The following is a 20,790-nucleotide window of genomic DNA, read 5'->3' as shown; positions in this document are numbered from 1 at the left end:
TGTCACACTGAAGTGATTCACCTCTCCAAGGAGCTGCCCCTTTCATGAACGCTAACCAACGGCGCGTCGCGTTCGCCACCGTTATCGGTACCACCGTCGAATGGTACGACTTCTTCATCTACGCCACCGCTGCGGGCCTGATCTTCAGCCAGCTGTTTTTTGAACCGGCGGGCAAAGAAATTGCGCTGCTGATCTCCTTCGCCTCGGTTGGCCTGTCATTCCTGTTCCGCCCGCTCGGCGCATTTTTAGCTGGCCACTACGGGGACAAAATCGGTCGCCGTGCCATGCTGGTGCTCACCCTGTCGCTCATGGGCGCTGCCACCACACTGATTGGTGTGCTGCCGACCTATGAGACCGCCGGGCTGTGGGCTCCGGTACTGCTGTTGCTGCTGCGTATCATCCAGGGCATCTCCGCTGGCGGTGAATGGGGCGGCGCGGTGTTGATGGCCGTTGAGCACGCCGAAGAAGGCAAACGCGGACGCGCGGGTTCCTACCCGCAGATCGGCGTTCCGCTGGGCATGCTGCTGGCCAGCGGCATGATGGCCCTGATGACCGGTGTCATCTCCCCCGGTGAAGCTTTTGTTGCCTGGGGCTGGCGTATTCCGTTTTTGGTCTCGATCATCTTGATCGCCATCGGGTATTTTGTCCGTCGTTCGGTGGATGAATCCCCGGTCTTCGAAGAAATCGCCGAGCACAAGGCCCAGACCAACGTCCCGATCCTGGTGCTCTTCAAAAAGCATTGGCCGCTGGTGCTGATCGCCGCTTTGGTATTCGCCGGCAACAACGCCGCGGGATACATGACCACCGGCGGGTTTTTCCAGTCCTACATCACCAACCCCGACGGGCCGATAGGCTTGGAGCGCACCGACGTGCTCATTGCGGTGGCCTTCGGCGCGGCCGTGTGGCTGGTGATGACCTTGGTTGCAGGGATCATGGCGGACAAGGTCGGGCGGGTGCGCACCTACCAGATCGGATTTGTGGTGCTGGCCGCCTCATTGTTCCCGGTTTTCGCGCTGGTGGACACCGGTTCATTGGCAATGCTCTACCTGGCGTTCGGCTTGTTCTCCATTGGCCTGGGTCTCACCTACGGCCCGCAGGCGGCGCTGTACTCCGAGCTTTTCCCGGCGTCGGTTCGTTTCTCCGGGGTCTCGGTGTCCTACGCCATCGGCGCGATCCTCGGCGGCGCGTTCGCTCCCACCATTGCCCAGGCACTGGTCCAGGCAACCGGCGGAACCACCGCGGTGGCCATCTACCTGCTGATCGTGGTGGCATTGTCATTCATCGCGGTATCCCTGATCCGCGACCGCAGCGGCATTGACCTGTCCTTCCGCAACCAGGCGGAACAAGAAATCGGCGCCCTGGTCATCGGACCGCGAGCCGAGAAAAAGCAAGGAGACAAGGCTACGCTGTAGCCCTGTTCTTGACACGACCTAGGCTTCCGGCCCGGTGAATCCGCTGATTCACCGGGCCTCAGGTTTAGGTGCTGGCCCTATTTGCCTCGGGCCCGCAGCACTTCGAGCCGCTGACAACCTTTTCCCTCGGTGGCACATGGCAAAGATGCTCCTGAAAAATTCAGTCAGCGAATTCCAGACGAACAAAAATGAAGAACGCTGCGTCGTCAGCAGTGGCCGGCCAAAGAGCGCCCTTTTTATCGATGGCAGCTAGCGTCACGGTGGGGCACCACTCAGACCCCTCTGCGCACCCATGGACGTTTTGCAGGAGACTACTCAACCGCGGCTTCAACACTGGCTGGTTGCAAACGGCACCGAGCGGAGCACATCATGAGATGAGCCCAAGCTATATCGAGAAGCATTACGCTAGATCCACGAAACGCAAGAACCGCCACCGCGACCTAGCATTCATAAATCGACGATTCTTAACCCGCAACCAACAGAGAACCGAGCACCGCAGCCTTGCCCTCGCAGACCTATTGATGCCGTCAAAGCGGAGCCACTCATACACTGAGAAGAAGACCCTAGACCTGCGTGGTGTTTACTTAGTGTCTCGAGCGTCGGAATATGATGTTTATTTAGTATCACCCATAGGGGAAGTTTCATGTTAGTAGCTCCGTCGCTCAACTGAGCAGGCTTGCTTGGTCGCCTTTCACAGTAAAACATTGTGTGCCTGACGTCCATGTAGATACTTCGCATGGCCTTTCTGGGTGTGCAGTGCATCAGCGGTGACGACCTCACCTTTGAGCTGTTCCACGCGGTCTAACAGGACCTTGAATTGCGTGATTTCATTGGTTTTCACTGCCGGATAGGGTCAGAGGGTACCCCTGTTCCGGCAGTTTTCACCATAACCGGAATCTGAGCAAGCACCGCATGGGTTTGTTAGTCGATCGCAGCAAACAAGTGCACGCGTGGTCCTTGAGAATTCTGAGCATCTCAGACTTCTTTGCCGGCAGCCGTCCATCGCAAGAGCATTAAGTGTCTTCGCGGTGCCGGTCTCGGGGCTCAAAGACTTGGCCCACGCGGAGAGGAAAAGTCCGAAGGATTGAGTGACGAGAAGCCTTAAGACGCCGGCGATGATCGTGGCGTGAGGTGCTTTGCTGTTGCAGCTGGCCAGTTGCTTCGGGCCGGTGTCGTGGCTGCATTCAGCATTCTCCACCAATGTTTCTACTCCAGCGATCACAGCGCAAATGGTGATGACGAGGATGCGAGACAACGGGTGACGGATACCGCGTCTAGCCCGGGGATCTAGCAGGTTCCCGAGACTTCGCAGGAGTTTTTTCGGGTGAATAGCGTCGAGGCCGAGTGTTGCGAATTGGTCAAGGGAATCCTGTAAATGAGACGATGACACGTAGGAACTCCTGAGAGCATGTGGGTTTGTTCATTTGCATGCTTAACAGGAGTTCCTACTCATGACACATTAAAAGAGGTTCAGGTTCCATCTCAGATATTAAAACGGTTCGGTGGCGTCCGGGCTTTGTAAACACTTTGGGTAACAGAGCCCTCCAACCATCCGAAGCCGAGAGTCATAATATCCATAGGACCTTCTGATAGTAGTTCCCTATTTTGCAGGTATTCTCGCTGCTTCATCGAACTTGATGGTGACCGACTGCGCTGATCCGTCACTCATTAATAGATCAACTTTCTTCTCAAGCGAGCTCCAACGCGCAATAACCTGAACAGCGCCGGAAGAATCTAAAGTAACTGATCCTGACCCGTCTGAAGAAGTAATATGCTTTTCTTCACCATTGATTATGACCGACAATTCAGCAGGAACCTTTGCAGTAAAACAATTGTCATGTTCGCAAACATCAATGACAGATTCCACTGAAAGTGACGGTGGCGAAACCGTACTTGAACAGGCAGTCATTGCCAGAGCAAGCAACGCAAGGGTTACTCCTGTCACACGGGCGCGGATCAGCATCGGTACGACCCTGCTTGACTCGATTTTTGCCATAGGCTTGAGCTCGTATTCCATGAGATTCCAATTGAAGATTTACCAATACTAAAACCGGTCAGATTTGTAGAGTTCCAAGAATGACCATATTTCGCAAACGCTTGCAGGCATTTCGTTGAACTCGTAGTTAGCGTGTAAGTCAACGTACCTTTATAAGTAGGACTATGCCCGTAAATCGCACCATAGCCCCAATCCTGAAATGCCCAACCCGCTCCGTATTGATTGTTAGTTTCCAACCATCCAGTTTTCTGACACAAATTATAGCTGTTGCATCCCACAAAAGAAACACCTTTATTAGTGACACCGCGGTTGAAGGTAATTGCCAGACCATCAGGTCCACCGATTTGAGATTTATTTCGTGGACACCCTGAAAAAGGAGCATTCTTCCAGTTGTAGCGAGCATACGCATAGATTTTAGTTCCAGATTTTACAATCTGAGGGCGAGAAATATTCATGTCACCCGCGCTGGAAGAGGGGTTCATAACGCGGCAGCCTAGAGCTGCTGGCTCGGCTACCCCTAGAAGAAAATCACTGGGTTTTACCGTTACTGGGATTTCCGCAAGGGTTTCAGACGGCTCTGAAATACCGAGCTCTTTCATCTTCGCTGGAGTTAGTTGATCCAACGTTACCAGCATTGATAATTCGCTGCGGAACGCTTCCTCTTCAGCACTCGTGCGATCGTCGGCGTCAAAAGGCACAACGACGCCGGTTGACAAAATGATCGTCTTCGATGAAGATTCAGCTCTTGAAAGAGGTGGCTGCTCCGTAGATGAAATGAGTGAAGAGGGTTTCATGTCGCTTGCATTCGGAGCCGATTCTTGTGACGCGTAAGAAGGAACCGCGGCCAAAGTTAATAGCAATGCCAAGCCGGAGACAAGTATCGTCTTTAGAGTTTTCAAATCCGCTCTTTCGATTGATAGTCAATTCTTGGTTTAGCTCGCATCCACTAGTTCGAGCCTTGGTCTCTAAATACAAGCTTCGAAAAGCAAGAGCATTAATTCATTCTGGCGTACATATAGCCTAGCCAAGGATAGCAGGCAAATCCAATTTGCACTTCGATTTCGTAAAATTTTTAGAAGAGGATGTAGTCGTGTCGTGACCCCTGGGGTAGACCCAGGGCATCTGCGAAGTCAGTGAGTGGTGCCTAGACCAGTCAACGACAGCACTCGCTAAGGATCATTCCTAGCTAAGGACATGCATCGGCTGCGAACTAGTCGAATTTGATTGAGAAGGCAGTCTGTTCGAAATGACAGCGGAGCGGCCGTAGGAACACACCTCTATTCAATACCGGTTCGCGGGAAATCAGAAGGAACCATTAGGCTCGTAGCGATGCTCGGTGAAAAGAAGAAAGCCGCTTGCACCGAGAATCGTCGCTGTGCCAGGTTGTTGGTTGAAGTTGGAGGAAGTCTGCTTGGGGATCATTGATCTTCGATCGATTAGGCGTTGAACTTTCAATAGCGTAAAGGATTTGCATACGAAGACCCAGTCGTTCATTAGTGGATAGAAGCATTGGAAACATCCGTTTGTGTAAACGAAGACCGCTAAGCAGGTTTTAGTGAACGTAAATCCTTTACGAGCTTCCAAAACAGTTAATATCCGCTGCGATGGCGCACCTGAACTTCGTGCTCATACACCCATTCAAAGACGGAAACGGCCGGATGGCCCGAATTATTCAAAGCCTGGCGTTGGCTCGCAAAAGCGAGGTGGCTCCCGTGTTTATGGGGATCGAGGAATACCTCGGCCGACGGACCCAGCCGTACTACGACGTTCTCGCGAAAGTGGGCCAGAATGACTACAGTAAGGCCGACTACGACTCAGAGCTTGCCAGACCATGGCTCCGGTTCATGCTCACCGCGCATCTGAACCAGGCTCTCGAGATTAGGCACCGTATCGCGTCGGCGGGGAAAGCCGCACAGGAGATGGAAAAGCTAGTCGAACGCTCCGGCCTACCTGAACGAGTGGAGCAGGCGCTATATGGTGCCATGTTCGGCAACACTGTGACGAGGGCCCGCTACATGGATGCTCTTGAGGAGGCCGGGGAACCAGTCTCCGAACAAACCGCCTCACGCGACCTAGGCGCCCTTGCCAAGCAGGGCCTACTCATCGCGAACGGCGACAAGCGCGACCGGTCCTACGCTCCGGGCGAGAGCATCAAGGCGGCTTCTCGTGAGGCAGGGCTCGGCTATAAATGGCGAGACATCGACCCGTTCGAGGTGAAGTGAGCAACGCAGCATAAACACAGAATTCCCGCCCTCCGAGGAGGGCGGGCTGGGTTTTTAGGTTTACATCTATTTGCCTCGGGCCCGCAGCACTTCGAGCCGCTGACGGTATTCGCTCTCATCGATCTCTCCGCGGGCGTACCGTTCACGCAAAACACCCAAAGCACTCCCCGGGCCGTCGTGATGCCAGTGATGGCGGCGCCGCATCAGGGCGAATACCAGGAAGCCAACAAGCAGGAGCCAGAAGAACGGGATCCACGGGAACCAGCCCGGGCCATAACCCCAGGCATGGTTGGGCACATTACTCAGAACCGGCAGAAGTTCGGTCATCATCTCGGGTTACTCCTCGGGTTTAGACATCGGAGCCGTTTCGACATCTCCACAACCCACCTTCACGCAAAACCGGTGTGCGGCGCGTCGGCCGCAAGAAGACAGTTCTCTGTGGTGGTGTACTCCTTCGGCAGACACTAACCGTCGCCCGGGGTAATCAACCCAGACTCGTAGGCTAGGACCACCAGCGAGGTGCGATCACGCACCCCCAGCTTGCCGATGATCCGCGAAACGTGAGTTTTAGCGGTGAGCGGCGTGATAAACAGTTCCGCGGCAATCTCCGCATTGCTTTTCCCTGTGCCGATCTGCTGAAGCACTTCGCGTTCGCGCGCTGTCAGTTCATTCAAGCGGGTGGCTGCGGGAAGCTCGCGTTGGGCGGTGGTGGTGGCCACTTGGGCGAGCAACCGACGGGTTACCGAGGGTGAAAGCAGTGAGTCTCCCCCGGCCACCACACGCACTGCCTCAATCAGGTGTGCCGGTTCGGTATCCTTGACCAGAAATCCACTGGCCCCGGCCCGGATGGATTCAAGGATGTACTCATCAAGTTCGAAGGTGGTCAGCATGATCACCCGGGTTGCTTCCAAGTCCGGGTCTGCGGTGATCACGGCGGTTGCCGCAATCCCATCACCGTCGGGCATTCGGATGTCCATGAGCACAATATCCGGCTTGGTGGCACGCGCCATCGCCAAGGCCTGTTTGCCGGTGCTTGCCAGGCCAAGCACCTGGATATCCTCTTCCGCTTCCAACAGTGCACTGAAACCGGCACGGATCAGTGACTGGTCGTCAACGATCAGCACACCAATTGGCCGTTGCACACGGCGGGTGTCCTCGCTCATTTTTCCTCCTGCGGGGCTGGAATCCTTACGGTGATCAAGGCCCCTGACCGCTTGGCAGCGGGCAGCTCACCGGAGCTGATCACCACGGTTCCGCCCAACTGCTGCACACGTTCACGCAATCCCTGCAACCCATTTCCTTCAGCCACGAGTCCCATGCCAACTCCGTCATCGGCAATGCTCACCTCAGCGTGTTCCCTGTCTATTTGAACCTTGATCAGGGCCTGGGTGGCGCGTGCGTGGCGGACAATGTTCGTTAGGCTTTCTTGCACCACGCGATAGATCGTATTCTCCACCCGTTCATCTACCCAGGCTGGCAGCTGTGAGAGCTCCGGCTCAAATCGGAGGCTAAGCTCTTTTGACGAAACCCGGTTGACCAGCTCAGGCAGCTGGGCGAGCCGCTGACTGGGCATCCGCGGGGCGTCGTGGCGTAGCACCGAAAGAACTTCGCGGATCTCGGCGAGCGCTTGTCCGGAACCGTACTTGATGTTCTCCAGCGCTTCAACAAGCTTCTGCGGGTTGGTCTCTTTCAGCGACAGATGGAGGGCTACCGATGCCTGGACGTTGATCATGGACAACGAGTGGGCCACCACATCATGAATGTCGCGTGCCAGCACCAATCGTTCCTCGTCGCGCTGGTGGCGGCGGCGTTCGGCTTCGGCACGGCGTCGTTCAGCAGCGCGAAGCCTGGCGGCCCGTAAAAGTTCCCCGCTGAGCACAATCACCACAGCCCAGCCCAGCACGGCGTAGGTTTGGCCGGCCACCCCTCGGTTCAGGGACAAAACCACAAACCCACTCGCAAAACCTGCCACCGATCCCCAAGCCCACCACCGGGCTCCGGACGCGAGCGCTAGCACCAAGGCAAGCACCAGGCTCAGGGCAAAGGGACCGGGCGGGAAGCCCGCCCAGAGGTACAACAACGCCACGGCGGCACTGGCGGCGACCATGGGTCCGGGCGCCACCCGGCGTAAGAGCAGCAACGCCGGTCCAAGCAGGAGCAACAGCACCGCGGCAACCGGCAGGGCCCGGCCCTGGTGCGACGCAATGACAAAGGTGCCGATCAGTTGAATCGCGGCGCTGGCAACGGGCAGCACCGCAAGCGGCGGGCGTCGGCGGGTGCTCATGATCCGAGAATACCCCCGTGCCGGTCACCGCGCGTCGGACAGTCGGTGTATGCCCGGTACTCCCTGTGGAGTATGCGGTTCACGGTTGCTGGTGAGTGGGCTGCGTTGAATGCAGTTCAAGTGCCAGGCGATACATCGCACTGGCCGCCTTGGACGGGTGCACCGCGTGGGAACGGACCACGGTGATCCGTACCTTTCGGGCGACGGGGTGGATTGAACGCACCGCCAGGGCAAGACCTTCATAAGACACGTCAGCGGCCGGGCGCTGCACCAGTACCGCGTACCCCAACCCGCGGGCAACCATTGAGCGGGTCACCTCGAAATCCGCGGTACGGTAGCGAATCCAGGGATTCAGGCCGGCCGCTTCGAAAAGCGCTTCGGTGTGTTCTCTGCTGGGAGGTACATCAAGCAGGATCATGGGTTCCTTGGCCAACTGCGCCAATGAGATTTTCGGTGCCGCGGCCAGTTCATGGTCTTGCGGCAACAGCACGTTCGGTTCGGTGGTGAACAAGACGGTCCGCTCGATGCCTTCCGGAAGGCCGAAATCGTAAACAAAGGCCAAGTCCAGGGTTCCGTTGGCGAGCCGGTGAAATATTTCCTGTTGTGTTCCGGCGAAAAAATCGACTTCCACCTGGGGGTATCTGGCACTGTATGCAGCCAATAGCTCGGGAAGCACCGTCGGTGCCAAGGATGAATAACACCCGACCCTGACCCGACCCGCCAGCAGGGCTCCGGCGCCGTTGGCCATCTCCTGCAGGTCGCTTGAGGCCTGCAAGATCCCTTGCGCTTCTTCAAGAACATAGCGGCCCGAAGGTGTCAGGCTCACCCCATGCGCCTTGCGGCGGATCGTCAGTTGGGTGTTGAGCACACGTTCCAGTTCATTCAGCGCCCCGGTAATTGCCGAGGCGGACAGGTTCAGCCGCTGAGCCGCTGCGGCTATAGAGCCTTCCTGCCCCACGGCAGCAAGGCATTCAAGTTGGCGAAGGGTGAACTGCGGCATCAAACCTCACTAAAACAGTGGATATTCCTCAAATATAACCATTTTACCCGTGGTTATGTCACAGCTCACACTGGATAACAAGCCAGTCATTCATTTTCCAAGGAGGACGTCCCCATGAGTCAAGCACCTGCCACCTGCCCATTTACCGGTGCGCAGTCAACGCCGAACACCACCCCGGCTACCGGCCTTCCAACGGACGAAGGACGTGAAGCGCCGGTTGCCGATTGGGTGAAAATCTCCGACCTCTACACCAATCCATTCCCCATCTACCAGCGACTGCGCGAGGAAGCTCCGGTTCACTGGGTACCGGAAGTCAACCGCTACATGGTGACTTCCTACAGCGCCTGCCACGACATTGAACAGGACGAGGCACGTTTCTCCGCCAATGAACGCAACTCGCTCATGAAACGCGCCATGGGCCATTCAATGCTCCGCAAGGACAACCCTGAACATCAGATTGACCGCGATTCCTACGGGGCGACGCTACGGCCGGCAACCATCAAAAAACACTGGAATGAAATTTTTGCCGCCAACAATGAGAAGTACCTCTCCCAGCTGATCGCCAAGGGTCCAGGAGCGGACTTCGTGTGGGATTACGCGGCCCCCTACACTGCCGAGAACCTGCGGCTTATTTGCGGCTTCCACAACGCCACCCAGGAAGACCTGCAGCGTTGGAGCCAAACCATGATCGACGGAACCGGAAACTACGCCGATGATCCTGATATCTGGGCCAAGGCGGCGGCGTCCTCCGCAGAAGTTGATGCCGCCATTGATGAAATGCTCCCCTACCTGGCGGCGAATCCGGACCAGTCGCTGCTTTCCAATCTGTCCTCGATGCCCATTGCGTTGGACGCCATCCGGGCGAATCTGAAAATGACCATCGGCGGCGGCCTGAACGAACCCCGCGACGTTTTGGCCACCACGGTATGGGCCCTGCTGTCCCACCCGGACCAGCGGCAGGCGGTACTCGATGATCCAGCACTGTATTCGCGGGCCTTTGAAGAGTCGGTGCGCTGGGTAGCGCCGATTGGCATGTATCCGCGCGAAACCACCCAAGACCTTGTTTTGGAAGGAATCAAGCTTCCCGCTGGCTCGCGATTGGGAGTTGTACTCGGCGCGGCCAACCGCGATCCGAAAATCTTTGACAACCCGGAGACCTTCGATATTTTCCGGGAAAAGAAGCCGCATCTGGCCTTCGGTGGCGGAGTGCATTTCTGCGCCGGCACCTGGGTGGCCCGAGCCCAGGTGGCGCAGATTGCCCTTCCCGAAGTATTCCGCCGCCTCCCTGATCTGCAACTGGATCCGAACTCGCCCAGCGTCGATGCCGGCTGGGTCTTCCGCGGCCTGACCAAAATGCCGGTCATCTGGGATTCGTAAACCCTCGTTTAAAGGAACATGTTATGCCAACCATTATTTTTGAACAGTCCAACGGCTCCTCAACCGAGGTTGAGGTACCCGAAGGCGGAAATATCATGCGTGCCGCCGTGTCCAACGGCATTGCTGGAATCATCGGCGAATGCGGCGGACAGGCCATGTGCGCCACCTGCCATGTGTATATCGCACCGAATGATGCCGCTCTGCTTCCCCCGGTTGCCGACGACGAAGACGAGATGCTTGATTGCACCTCGGCCGAGCGTACCGAATTCAGCCGGTTGGGCTGCCAGGTCCAGCTGGGTGGAGATACCCAGCGCCTGAACGTTACCGTACCGAGCGACCAGGTCTAAACATGGAAGATCGAATCGTCATCATCGGTGCTGGGCATGCGGGCGTCCAACTCGCAGCGTCCCTGCGCGAGGCCGGGCACCAGGGGCCATTAACCCTGCTCTCTGAAGATACCGAGCTGCCCTATCAGCGCCCTCCCTTGTCCAAGGATTTTGTCGCCGCCGAAACCACCGCTGAACCGCTGGCTTTGCGCCCGTCGAGTTTTTACTCGGAGCAGAACATTGAGTTGCGCTCAGGAGTCCAGGTTGTCGCCGTTCATCGGGATGAACAACTGCTTGAGTTGAGTACCGGCGAGCGCCTTGGGTACGGCCGGCTGGTTTTCGCTACCGGCGCCCGCAACCGTCCCCTTGGCTGCCGGGGAGGTGACCTTGAGGGAGTTTACGGGCTGCGCACCCTCGACGAGGCACGTTCACTGCAGCAACGGCTGGCCGCCGCAGACCGCGTGGTAGTGATCGGGGCCGGATTCATCGGGTTGGAGTTCGCGGCCGCGGCGCGAAAACGCGGGAAACAGGTCACCGTCTTGGAGTTCGCACAGCGCCCGCTGGGTCGGGCAGCCTCCGAGCCGCTGTCCCACTGGTTTGCCCAGGCGCATCGAGGAAGCGGCATCACCCTGCGGTGCGGTGAGGGTGTTGAGCGCATCGAGCAGCATGATACGCAGTTGAAAGTTTTCTCCACCGCCGGTGAAGGTTACCGGGCGGACCTTGTGGTTTATGGCATCGGTGTCCTTCCCAACACGGAGCTCGCGGCGGATGCCGGACTGGTGTGCGAGAACGGCGTCCGTGTTGATGCCACCTTGCAGAGCAGTGACGAGCGGATTTATGCGCTGGGCGACTGCGCAAATTTCCCGGTTGGGCACGCGGCGGGACGTATCCGTCTGGAGTCAGTGCAGAACGCCAACGATCAGGCACGAGCCCTGGCGCTCACCCTCACCGGGAGACCCACCGAATACACCGAGCTGCCCTGGTTTTGGAGTATCCAAGGTGAGAACCGGCTGCAGATCGCCGGTCTCTCTTCTCCAAGCGATGAGCCAATGCTGCTCGGTGACCCCGCAACAGGGAAGTTCTCCATTGCGTTGTTCCGCGACGGGATTCTTGCGGCGGTGGAATCGGTCAATCACCCCGGGGATCATATTTCAGCACGCAAACTGCTTTCCAGCGGCACACCCATCACCCTATCCATGGTGACCGCTTCGTCCTCGCTCAAAGAACTGGTCCGAAGCACCCCGGTAGCGGCCTAACCCCTAGCCATTCACCAGCCGGTATTTCATCCCGAACCCGAACGGTTCGCTTATGCGCTGTTCGTTCACAGAATCAGAGGTAAACACGTGAGTACTGTTCCTCCGCAAACGCAAGGCACCACCAATCAACGACGGGTCGCCTTTGCCACAATTATCGGAACCACCATCGAGTGGTACGACTTCTTCATCTACGCCACCGCGGCCGGCTTGATCTTCGCGAACCTGTTTTTCGAACCGGCCGGTTCACAGATCGGGTTGCTGCTTTCCTTTGCCAGTGTCGGCATCTCGTTTTTGTTCCGGCCGCTGGGCGCATTCCTCGCCGGCCATTTCGGCGACAAGATCGGCCGGCGCGCCATGCTGGTACTGACCCTGACCCTCATGGGCGCATCCACCACGCTGATCGGTGTCCTGCCGACCTATGAAACGGCAGGCATCATTGCTCCCGTGATGTTGCTGCTTTTGCGGATCTTGCAAGGCATCTCCGCGGGCGGTGAATGGGGTGGCGCGGTCCTGATGGCCGTTGAGCACGCTCCCGCCAACCGCCGCGGCCGGGCAGGCGCCTTCCCGCAGCTCGGTGTGCCGCTGGGCATGCTTCTCGCCTCGGCCATGATGGCCCTGATGACCGGCGTGATCTCACCCGGGGAACAGTTTGTGGCCTGGGGTTGGCGGGTACCGTTCCTCGTCAGTTTCATTTTGATCGTTGTCGGTTATTTCATCCGCCGCTCTGTTGACGAGTCACCGGTGTTTGAAGAGATTGCCCAGAAGAAAGCCCAAACCCGGGTGCCCATCGTGGTGCTGTTCAAGAAGCACTGGCTTCTGGTGCTCATTGCCGCATTGGTTTTCGCCGGCAACAATGCCGCCGGGTACATGACCACCGGCGGATTTTTGCAGGCCTACATGACCGATCCGGAAGGGCCGGTCGGTTTCAACCGCACCCAGGTGCTGCTGGCGGTGTCATTCGGTGCGGTGATGTGGTTCATTTTCACGTTGCTCTCCGGAGTTGTGGCAGACCAAATCGGCCGGAAACGCACCTACCAGATCGGTTTTGTCAGCCAGCTGTTGTGCATCTTCCCGCTCTTCTGGCTGGTGAACACCGCAAGCTTGCCTCTGCTCTATGTTGCCTTTGCCCTGTTTGCCGTCGGGCTCGGATTCTCCTACGGTCCGCAGGCAGCGTTGTATTCGGAATTGTTCCCGGCCTCGGTGAGGTTCTCCGGGGTCTCAATTTCCTACGCGTTCGGTGCAATCCTCGGTGGCGCGTTCGCCCCGATGATCGCTACCGCCCTGGTCCAGGCCACCGGAGGCACCGATGCGGTCGCTTGGTATCTTGTGGGGCTGACCGTTATCTCCTTGGTGGCGGTTTCGTTGATCCGTGACCGCCGAGGCATCGATCTGTCCATCAGCAATCAGGCCGAGCAAGAAGTCGGTGCGCTGATCTTCGACAAACGCACCCCGGCGCGACCGGTCACCCAGGAAGTTTCATAACCGACACATCATCGTCATTGGTCTGGAGTTCCATAAATGCAGCCGGGATCTTCGTTGCCAGGTCAAGTGCGCAATCAGGCAACCGGTCAACTTACATATGTCTCCATTCACAAACTCAGAAACGGCTCGGGACCTCTCACCATATGGTGGAGGGCCCGAGCCCTTTTCGGTCAGCCACGATCGAATCGACTTAGGCACTGAAGTCTATTCATAACCGTGCCCCGAGAGACCCAAGTCGGAAGAATTCCAGCATCTATGTTTCGGGTGGTTTGGCCGTCAACGTCGTGGAATGCTAATGCATCGTCCCCTACCGGATGCCCTGAATGCGTCGAATACGTACGTCGACATTTCGTTGTACACAGGCGTACACAAAGTACACAGATGTTCACAGGAGATCCCATGAATGCTCAGCAGCCAACCCGAAACCCTTTTCGACCAACGGCAGGAGCCGAGCCACCACAGCTCATTGGTCGAACTGGGCTCCTCGACGAGTTCTCCTATGGCCTGCAGATCCGGTCCGGAGCACCAGGCTTACTTACGATCTTCACCGGCGCCCGTGGCATTGGCAAAACCGTGATGCTTGGAGAAGCCGAGGACATCGCGCTCACCCAAGGATGGCTTGTGATCTCAGAAACAGCAACCACAGGGTTTTTGGGCCGAATAGGCGAAGCTATGCGTTCTGCGACCGAGCAGCTCGGTTCCGGCCCCAAAGGCCGGCGAATCACAGGGTTCTCGATCGCTGGCTTCTCAATCACCTCGCAATTGCCGCCAGCCGAACAATTGCATTGGCGCCAGCTAGGTGAGCAACTGTTGCAACTGCTGGACGAAAAACATACCGGGTTGCTTATCACCCTCGATGAGATTCACGGCGCGAATCGTGATGAGTTGGCACAGCTGGCCGCATTCGTACAGCACTTCATCCGCCAAGGGTTGCCTATTTCATTGTTGTTCGCTGGACTACCTGCGTCGGTCTCCGACCTCCTTAATGAGGGAGTTGCGGCATTCCTTCGTCGAGCCGACCGAATCGACCTGCATGCGGCAGCCATTCGTGAAGTTGAAGAGTCCTTCCAAGAAACGTTTTCGCACTTCGAAGACTCGATTCATCCGACCTTTATTCGACAGGCGGCCCAATCAACCGGCGGGTATCCTTTCCTCATCCAATTGGTGGGATATCACCTCTGGCAGGTAGCTGAATCCAAAAAATCCGCGCTCATCCAAGCCGATGTCGATCTGGCTTTGGCCGCCGCTCACCGAAAAAACACCAGCGTCGTCGTGTCAGCAGCCCTGGCCACAGCATCGAACAAAGACATCGCTTTTCTCCAAGCGATGTCCGAGGATGCTGGTCCCTCCAGTACTGCAGATATTGGCAAACGACTTGAGAACTCGAAAAACACCGTCGGCAATTACCGGTCAAGGCTCATCAATGCCGGTCTGATCCAACCTGCCGGCCGTGGATTTTTAGAGTTCGCGATCCCTGGATTACGTGAATACATCGCCGAGCTCTGATCCGGCCCCAAAGGCCGGCGAATTCTCGGAGGGTTAACCAGCAAGCGGCCGGTGGCCCGCCATATGGCGGGCCACCGGCCACTTGCTTCGGTGAGACTACTTCGCGGCGTTGCGCTCCGCGGCTTCCACCACGTTGTTCAGCAGCATGGCACGAGTCATCGGGCCGACACCACCGGGGTTCGGGGAAATCCAGCTAGCGACTTCTGCGGCCGCCGGATCGATGTCACCGGTGACCTTGCCATCAACGCGGGAGACTCCCACGTCCAGCAGGATCGCTCCGGGCTTGGCGGTCTTGATCATGTGGGCCGAGCCGGCGGCGGCAATCACCACGTCAGCCTGGGCCAGCAGCTCGTCGAGGTTGGTGGTGCCGGTGTGCGCCAAGGTCACGGTGGCGTTCACGTTGCGGCGGGTAAGCAGCAGACCGACCGGGCGGCCAATGGTCACACCACGGCCTACTACCAGGACGTTTTTGCCCTTCAAATCAATGTCGTGGCGGGCCAGCAGCTCCACGCATCCCAGCGGGGTGCACGGCAGCGGGGAGGTCATCGGGCGGTTCACGTTGGCCACCAAGCGGCCGAGGTTCATCGGGTGCAGACCGTCGGCATCCTTGGCCGGGTCCATGGCTTCCAGGATGACATCCTGGTCGATGTGCTTGGGAAGCGGCAGCTGGACAATGTAGCCGGTGCAGTCCGGGTTCTCGTTCAGCTCGCGCACCTTGGCCAACAGCTCGTCTTGGGTGGTTTCCTCTGGCAGGTCCACACGGATCGACTCGATACCGACCTCGGCGCAGTCCTTGTGCTTTCCGCCGACGTACCAGGCAGAACCTGGATCGTTGCCCACCAAGATGGTGCCCAGACCCGTGGAGTGTCCGGCAGCCTTGAGCTTGGCGACCCGTTCGGTCAGTTCCTGCTTGATGGTGGCCGCGGTGGCCTTGCCGTCGAGAATGCGTGCGCTCACGCTCATCCTTCCGTAGGGGCCCTGTTGCCAAGGCAGGTGGTGTGCGAACCCAGGCGCGCGGCTCTCACGATTAGCTCCCCGGTGGTAGTCCACCTAACGCCAGTCACGCCATCAATTCTAGCGAACTGCAGACCGTCCACAGGTGTGAGAACTGACTCACACGGAATGTGTTGTCGAGGAAAACTGTTACAGCGGGTATGGAGGAAGCAGTGATTTACCAGAACATTGTGATTGGTGCGGGGCAAGCAGGGCTCTCCGCAGCGTTCCATCTGCAGCGCCGGGGCCTGTTGCCATGGCAGGACTATGTGGTGCTGGATGCAAATCCGGGGCCGGGCGGCGCCTGGCAGCACCGCTGGCGCACACTGACCCTGGGTAAAACCCACGCGGTGGCTCCTCTGCCGGAATTTCCTTTCGACAACCAGGATTCAACCCGTCCTGCCTCCGAGGTGGTTTCCGAATACTACGCCGCTTTTGAGCGGGAAAAGAACCTGCCGGTGCGCCACGGAGCCGAAGTTCAGGCGGTGAGTTATGACTCCGGGATCTTCACGGCCCAACTCGCCGACGGCAGCAGCGCGCGCTCGCGCAGCATTATCAACGCGACCGGCACCTGGACCAATCCGAACTGGCCAAGCTACCCCGGCCGATTCGACGGCCCTCAGGTGCACACCAACGGATTCATCGGCCCCGAGCAGTTCACTGGCCAACGGGTTCTGGTCGTGGGCGCAGGAGCCAGCGCCACCCAATTCATTGTTCAGCTGCGTGCAGCCGGAGTGGATACCCTCTGGTCAACCCGTTCCGAGCCGGACTGGCGCACCCCCACCGCGAACTGGGGACTGCAGGTTGAGCGCGAGGTGAACGAACGCACTCGCGCTGGACTGCCACCCAAATCCGTGGTGGGAACCACCGGGTTGATGTTAAACCCGGTCATGCGCCAGGCCATTGCTTCCGGCGCGCTGGTATCCCGCGGCAAAATAGACTTCTTGGGCCCGCACAGTGTGCACTTTGCGGACGGCAGCACCGAGCCCATCGACGCAATTCTCTGGGGCACCGGCTTCAGCCATGCCCACAGCCATCTGCGCCCGCTGAACCTTCACACCGAGTCCGGTGGGATCTTGATTGGCGAGGACTCGGTCAGCGCCGTAGAACTGCCGGGGATGTACTTTGTCGGTTATGGCGCCTCGGCTTCAACGTTGGGCGCTACCCGGGCCGGGCGCAAAGCCGCAGTGGCCGCCAGCAAGTTCTTGGCTTCCGTGCCGGTATAGCTTGGGGGCCGCGAGTCCGTGGGTGCGTCCCGATCCGAATCACTCCAAACCGACACAGCCGCTGCCCCAAGGCGCAGTCTGGCAGGAGACCTTCTGGGCAACGGGCTTTATTCTCCTGGCTGTACGACCGGCCAAAAACAGCCTGACAGACTTATTTCTCTCAACGTTCGACTTTAATAGTTTCTAGTTATAGGCTCCTGAAATGAAAAGGATCAGGAAAATCGCAGCGTTCTCGTCGATCGTGTTATTCAGCGTAGCTGTGGTTGGATGCACTGATCAACCCGCGCCCTCCAGCAAATCTCCAGCAACCGGGAATGCAACGAGCACTGCTGATAACTCGGATGGTCAAGGTTCCGCGCATGCACCAAATTCCGCTGATATCTTTGAAACCCAGTCTTCAGCCCTTGAGCAAAGCAGTCCGTCACGGATGATCCTCCGGCAAGAAACAGGCACAGGCACTACGTCTTTCGACGTCGATCCCCTACCGAAAGGCTACTCCCGGCTGGGTATCGCGGTTCAATGCCTCAGCGTCGGCAAATGGACCGCCGCCATTGACAGCGACGGCGGCGATGAGTTCTCCAGTGATTGTTCACTGAATGGCGGAGCCGCAGGATCCTCCGAACTCACTGACCCCACCGCCAGCCAGGTGGTCACCGTGCAGGTTGCTGAAGGTGCCAAAACTTGGGTGACCATTTTCGCCGATCTCCCAGAGGATACTGACGAATAGCCTGCGCTCTGGTCGACCAACACCGTAACTCTGCCAAGACGAATGTGCATACGGCGCATTAGACGGTTAACCTCAATGCATGAACAAGTACACCGTCACCCTGTCCTGCGTAGATCGCCCCGGTATTGTGCATGCCATTTCTGGAGGACTGTTGGGTGCCGGTTGCAACATCACCGAATCCCAACAGTACGAGTCCCCCGAGTCCGGGACCTTCTTCATGCGCATAGAGGTGGCCACCGAACAGAGCCTGGCGCAGGTGCGCGCCGCTTTGGCTCCCATCCGCGATGATTTCCACATGGCGCTGCAGGTAGCAGACACCACCAAACGCACCCGGACGCTGATCATGTGTTCCAAGGCCGGACACGCCCTCAACGACCTGCTGTTCGCCCAGCGCGCCGGCACCCTGGCCATCGAGGTGCCCGTAATCGTTTCAAATCATTTGGATCTGAAGCCCATGGCCGAGTTCTACGGTGTGGACTTTGTCCATCTTCCGGTCACCGCGGCCAATAAATCCCAGGCCGAAGCCGAGCTGCTGAAACTGGTAGACGATTACGACATTGAGCTCGTGGTGCTCGCGCGCTACATGCAGATCCTTTCGGATTCCCTATGCCAGCGTATGGAAGGGCGAGTCATCAACATCCATCATTCATTCCTGCCCTCGTTCAAGGGCGCTAAACCCTACCACCAGGCTCATGCCCGCGGCGTGAAGCTCATTGGCGCCACGGCCCACTACGTCACCTCGGATCTTGATGAAGGCCCAATCATTGACCAAGAGGTCACCCAGGTAAGCCACGCGCGCACCGCAGATCAGTTGGTGGCCTTGGGACGCAGCGTTGAGGGTCGCACCCTGACCCGCGCCGTGCAGTGGCACGCGGAGCACCGGGTCATGCTGGATGGCCAACGCACCATCGTGTTCTCTTAATAGTCGCAGCCCCGTGCACACCACCATTACAGTGGTGGCATGACTCATATTATTACCATCGACGGCAACACTCCTCAGGTCGGACAGGATGTTTTCACCGCACCCACCGCCACCTTGAGCGGTGACGTGGTGCTGGGCGATCGTTCAAGCGCCTTCTACGGTGTTTCCGTACGCGGAGATTCCGCACCCATCCGGGTCGGCGAAGGCAGCAACCTGCAGGACAACGTGGTGCTGCACGCCGATGCCGGTTTCCCCTGCACCATCGGCGCAGGGGTGTCGGTGGGACACAGCGCCGTGGTTCACGGAGCCACCGTGGGCGACGGTTGCCTGGTAGGCATGAGCGCCACCATCATGAATGGCTCCGTCATCGGCGAGCAGTCGCTGGTGGCCGCCGGGGCCCTGGTGCTTGAAGGATCCCAGATCCCACCACGCTCGCTGGTGGCAGGTGTTCCGGCCAAGGTACGCCGCGAACTGACCGAGGAAGAGGTCGCGGGCTTGAGCAAAAACGCAAACACCTACCTGAGCCTGGCCGCCAAGCACCGGGACGCCAACGCGTAGTCCATCCGGAAAACTGGCTGCTATCCCCGGTCCACGGGAAGCCACAACTCACAGGTGGCGGTGCTGAAATCTGCAGAACGATCCAGCACCGCTACTATGGACGGCCCCTCACGCAGTTGCCATGGATTCGATGGGAACCACTGTGTCGCGGTGCTCGCCCAGACCTGTTGCAGGGCCTCAGGATACGGGCCGGACATTTCAAACACCGCCCATGTCCCGGCCGGAACTTTGATGACATCCAGGTCCTCTGGGGCCGGCGCATCCAACACCGCAACCCCGTGCAGGTACGTTAGCTCGGAACCTTCCCGGTAATCCGCATCTACATCGGCACTCACCTGAAGCAATCCCGATGGTTCTGTATTATTCAACTCCTTGAGCCGACCATGCTCCGACATCGGCAGCGAGCTAATGTGGGCTTGGATGTGCGGGTTCGCTCCCTGATGGATCAGCGGGACACGAATGGCGTGGCCCACCAGCTGAAATTCGGGACGTTCAATGATTCGGGCATCCATGGGGACACTCCCTTCAACGGTCAGGCTGAACCTGAGGATTGTTTGGCTTCGAAGGGGCCCGCCATCACGGCGAACATCACTTGGTCCGGCACCGTGAACCGCACGAAATGCCCTCCCGAACGCCTCGGCGGATCCGTAGCCGTACCGTACCGCGAGTCCCAGCAGGTCCTGGCCTGATATCAAATCAGCTGCCGCCACGGTCATTCGCCGGCGGCGCACATACTCGGACAACGGCATTCCTGCCAGTGAAGAAAACATTCTGCGCACGTGATAGACGGTGATTCCCGACCCTGCGAGCAGCTCCTCGAACTCGATGTCCGTCTCAAGTTGCTGTTCAATCTGCTCCATGAGCCGATTCAGAATTCCAATCATATTTCCACCCTTCACGATCAACTATCTCGTTGGGAAGCAGGTGCGCGCCCGACTTTTGCGGTTCGTTCAGATCAGTTTGCCCGAATCCGGTATCCCTACAGGGCTGGCATCTCTTCAGGCAGACAAGAAAAAATATCCATTGGCCCAAAGCCCGTCCCAAGAAGATGGTCGAGGTTCAATTTTCTTGCGCCAAGCAGAAACCTGCCATGTACTGCTGTCTGCCAAGCATCCAAGGCCTGCAGCTGTGATCCATAGCGCCTAGATTGCATGAGCCCGATGCGTCTTTAACAGGCTAAGCGCCCCTGACTAATGATTAGTCACGGGCGCTTAGACCGTTCGATCGCAATTTACAGGTGGCGTCCTCGACGCACCATGAATATTGAACCTAGCAACAGGAGCAAGATTCCGACAAGGGCTAGTGAATAGCCTGCAAATCCAGTCTTGGCCAGCTCATCGTTGTCAGCGTTTTGCTGTTCTCCATGGCTCCCCGTTTCAGACTCAGTCGGAGTCGTCGGCTCAGTCGGCTCAGTCGGAGTCGTCGGCTCAGTCGGCTCAGTCGGAGTCGTCGGCTCAGTCGGCTCAGTCGGAGTCGTCGGCTCAGTCGGCTCAGTCGGAGTCG

General features: G+C 58.1%; 22 protein-coding genes. 12 read left to right on the top strand and 10 right to left on the bottom strand.

What is annotated here, in order from left to right:
• Window positions 1–44 precede the first annotated feature (44 nt).
• Window positions 45–1,412, top strand: coding sequence for an MFS transporter (locus tag ACIOWL_RS05355; RefSeq protein WP_400382439.1), 1,368 nt, complete (start codon window positions 45–47; stop codon window positions 1,410–1,412).
• Window positions 1,413–2,265: 853 nt separating this feature from the next.
• Here the strand turns inward: ACIOWL_RS05355 and ACIOWL_RS05350 are convergent.
• The 3 genes from ACIOWL_RS05350 to ACIOWL_RS05340 all read right to left on the bottom strand — a co-directional run bounded on the left by ACIOWL_RS05350 (window position 2,266) and on the right by ACIOWL_RS05340 (window position 4,202).
• Window positions 2,266–2,802, bottom strand: coding sequence for a transposase family protein (locus ACIOWL_RS05350; protein ID WP_400382437.1), 537 nt, complete (start codon window positions 2,800–2,802; stop codon window positions 2,266–2,268).
• Between the two features lie 210 nt (window positions 2,803–3,012).
• The gene (locus ACIOWL_RS05345; RefSeq protein WP_400382435.1) at window positions 3,013–3,375 is read right to left on the bottom strand and encodes a hypothetical protein; all 363 of its coding nucleotides are present in this window, start codon (window positions 3,373–3,375) and stop codon (window positions 3,013–3,015) included.
• Entirely contained in the window at window positions 3,369–4,202 is an 834-nt protein-coding gene (locus tag ACIOWL_RS05340; protein WP_400382433.1) for a hypothetical protein, read from the bottom strand. The genes ACIOWL_RS05345 and ACIOWL_RS05340 overlap by 7 nt, the downstream gene beginning before the upstream one ends.
• A 771-nt stretch (window positions 4,203–4,973) precedes the next feature.
• Between ACIOWL_RS05340 and ACIOWL_RS05335 the strand changes: the two genes are divergently transcribed.
• Window positions 4,974–5,630, top strand: a complete 657-nt coding sequence (locus ACIOWL_RS05335; RefSeq protein WP_400383245.1) for a Fic family protein — start codon at window positions 4,974–4,976, stop codon at window positions 5,628–5,630.
• A 66-nt stretch (window positions 5,631–5,696) separates the two neighbouring features.
• On the opposite strand, the gene ACIOWL_RS05330 is transcribed toward ACIOWL_RS05335, so the two are convergent.
• From ACIOWL_RS05330 to ACIOWL_RS05315, 4 genes are all read right to left on the bottom strand, one after another.
• The gene (locus tag ACIOWL_RS05330) at window positions 5,697–5,960 is read right to left on the bottom strand and encodes an SHOCT domain-containing protein (RefSeq protein ID WP_400382431.1); all 264 of its coding nucleotides are present in this window, start codon (window positions 5,958–5,960) and stop codon (window positions 5,697–5,699) included.
• Between the two features lie 134 nt (window positions 5,961–6,094).
• Window positions 6,095–6,793, bottom strand: a complete 699-nt coding sequence (locus ACIOWL_RS05325; protein WP_400382429.1) for a response regulator — start codon at window positions 6,791–6,793, stop codon at window positions 6,095–6,097.
• Window positions 6,790–7,914 carry a sensor histidine kinase gene (locus ACIOWL_RS05320; RefSeq protein ID WP_400382427.1) on the bottom strand — a complete coding sequence of 375 codons (1,125 nt, stop codon included), beginning with the start codon at window positions 7,912–7,914 and terminating at the stop codon, window positions 6,790–6,792. The genes ACIOWL_RS05325 and ACIOWL_RS05320 overlap by 4 nt, the downstream gene beginning before the upstream one ends.
• A 79-nt stretch (window positions 7,915–7,993) precedes the next feature.
• On the bottom strand, window positions 7,994–8,914 hold the full coding sequence (locus ACIOWL_RS05315) for a LysR substrate-binding domain-containing protein (protein ID WP_400382425.1): 921 nt from the start codon (window positions 8,912–8,914) through the stop codon (window positions 7,994–7,996).
• Between the two features lie 114 nt (window positions 8,915–9,028).
• Here ACIOWL_RS05315 and ACIOWL_RS05310 point away from each other — a divergent pair, with 114 nt between their 5' ends.
• The 5 genes from ACIOWL_RS05310 to ACIOWL_RS05290 all read left to right on the top strand — a co-directional run bounded on the left by ACIOWL_RS05310 (window position 9,029) and on the right by ACIOWL_RS05290 (window position 14,861).
• Window positions 9,029–10,291: a cytochrome P450 gene (locus tag ACIOWL_RS05310; protein ID WP_400382423.1), complete on the top strand. Its 1,263-nt coding sequence runs from the start codon at window positions 9,029–9,031 to the stop codon at window positions 10,289–10,291.
• Between the two features lie 23 nt (window positions 10,292–10,314).
• Window positions 10,315–10,638 carry a 2Fe-2S iron-sulfur cluster-binding protein gene (locus ACIOWL_RS05305; RefSeq protein WP_400382421.1) on the top strand — a complete coding sequence of 108 codons (324 nt, stop codon included), beginning with the start codon at window positions 10,315–10,317 and terminating at the stop codon, window positions 10,636–10,638.
• A 2-nt stretch (window positions 10,639–10,640) separates the two neighbouring features.
• A complete protein-coding gene (locus tag ACIOWL_RS05300; protein WP_400382419.1) occupies window positions 10,641–11,873 on the top strand; it encodes an NAD(P)/FAD-dependent oxidoreductase in 1,233 nt (410 codons plus the stop codon).
• An 87-nt stretch (window positions 11,874–11,960) separates the two neighbouring features.
• Window positions 11,961–13,355 (top strand): MFS transporter, encoded by a 1,395-nt coding sequence (locus ACIOWL_RS05295; protein WP_400382418.1) that lies wholly within the window; start codon window positions 11,961–11,963, stop codon window positions 13,353–13,355.
• A 399-nt stretch (window positions 13,356–13,754) separates the two neighbouring features.
• A complete protein-coding gene (locus ACIOWL_RS05290; protein ID WP_400382416.1) occupies window positions 13,755–14,861 on the top strand; it encodes an ATP-binding protein in 1,107 nt (368 codons plus the stop codon).
• A 96-nt stretch (window positions 14,862–14,957) separates the two neighbouring features.
• Here the strand turns inward: ACIOWL_RS05290 and ACIOWL_RS05285 are convergent, their stop codons facing one another.
• Window positions 14,958–15,818: a bifunctional methylenetetrahydrofolate dehydrogenase/methenyltetrahydrofolate cyclohydrolase gene (locus ACIOWL_RS05285; RefSeq protein WP_400382414.1), complete on the bottom strand. Its 861-nt coding sequence runs from the start codon at window positions 15,816–15,818 to the stop codon at window positions 14,958–14,960.
• A gap of 209 nt (window positions 15,819–16,027) precedes the next feature.
• Here ACIOWL_RS05285 and ACIOWL_RS05280 point away from each other — a divergent pair, with 209 nt between their 5' ends.
• The 4 genes from ACIOWL_RS05280 to ACIOWL_RS05265 all read left to right on the top strand — a co-directional run bounded on the left by ACIOWL_RS05280 (window position 16,028) and on the right by ACIOWL_RS05265 (window position 19,287).
• Window positions 16,028–17,080 (top strand): flavin-containing monooxygenase, encoded by a 1,053-nt coding sequence (locus tag ACIOWL_RS05280; protein ID WP_400382412.1) that lies wholly within the window; start codon window positions 16,028–16,030, stop codon window positions 17,078–17,080.
• Between the two features lie 202 nt (window positions 17,081–17,282).
• The gene (locus ACIOWL_RS05275) at window positions 17,283–17,807 is read left to right on the top strand and encodes a hypothetical protein (protein WP_400382410.1); all 525 of its coding nucleotides are present in this window, start codon (window positions 17,283–17,285) and stop codon (window positions 17,805–17,807) included.
• Window positions 17,808–17,886: 79 nt separating this feature from the next.
• Window positions 17,887–18,729 (top strand): formyltetrahydrofolate deformylase, encoded by an 843-nt coding sequence (purU, locus tag ACIOWL_RS05270; RefSeq protein ID WP_400382408.1) that lies wholly within the window; start codon window positions 17,887–17,889, stop codon window positions 18,727–18,729.
• Window positions 18,730–18,768: 39 nt separating this feature from the next.
• A complete protein-coding gene (locus ACIOWL_RS05265) occupies window positions 18,769–19,287 on the top strand; it encodes a gamma carbonic anhydrase family protein (protein ID WP_400382406.1) in 519 nt (172 codons plus the stop codon).
• A gap of 20 nt (window positions 19,288–19,307) precedes the next feature.
• Here the strand turns inward: ACIOWL_RS05265 and ACIOWL_RS05260 are convergent, their stop codons facing one another.
• Window positions 19,308–20,171, bottom strand: a complete 864-nt coding sequence (locus ACIOWL_RS05260; RefSeq protein ID WP_400382404.1) for a GyrI-like domain-containing protein — start codon at window positions 20,169–20,171, stop codon at window positions 19,308–19,310.
• Between ACIOWL_RS05260 and ACIOWL_RS05255 the strand changes: the two genes are divergently transcribed.
• The gene (locus ACIOWL_RS05255; protein ID WP_400383266.1) at window positions 20,146–20,433 is read left to right on the top strand and encodes a hypothetical protein; all 288 of its coding nucleotides are present in this window, start codon (window positions 20,146–20,148) and stop codon (window positions 20,431–20,433) included. The two genes, ACIOWL_RS05260 and ACIOWL_RS05255, sit on opposite strands and share 26 nt — an antisense overlap.
• A gap of 85 nt (window positions 20,434–20,518) precedes the next feature.
• On the opposite strand, the gene ACIOWL_RS05250 is transcribed toward ACIOWL_RS05255, so the two are convergent.
• On the bottom strand, window positions 20,519–20,790 hold a 272-nt coding region (locus ACIOWL_RS05250; protein WP_400382402.1), incomplete at its 5' end, for an LPXTG cell wall anchor domain-containing protein.

It is taken from the genome of Glutamicibacter sp. NPDC087344 (assembly GCF_044744225.1).
Taxonomy (GTDB): domain Bacteria; phylum Actinomycetota; class Actinomycetes; order Actinomycetales; family Micrococcaceae; genus Glutamicibacter.
Note: the sequence above shows the minus strand (reverse complement) of the source record. Positions and strands in the feature narration are given on the sequence as shown.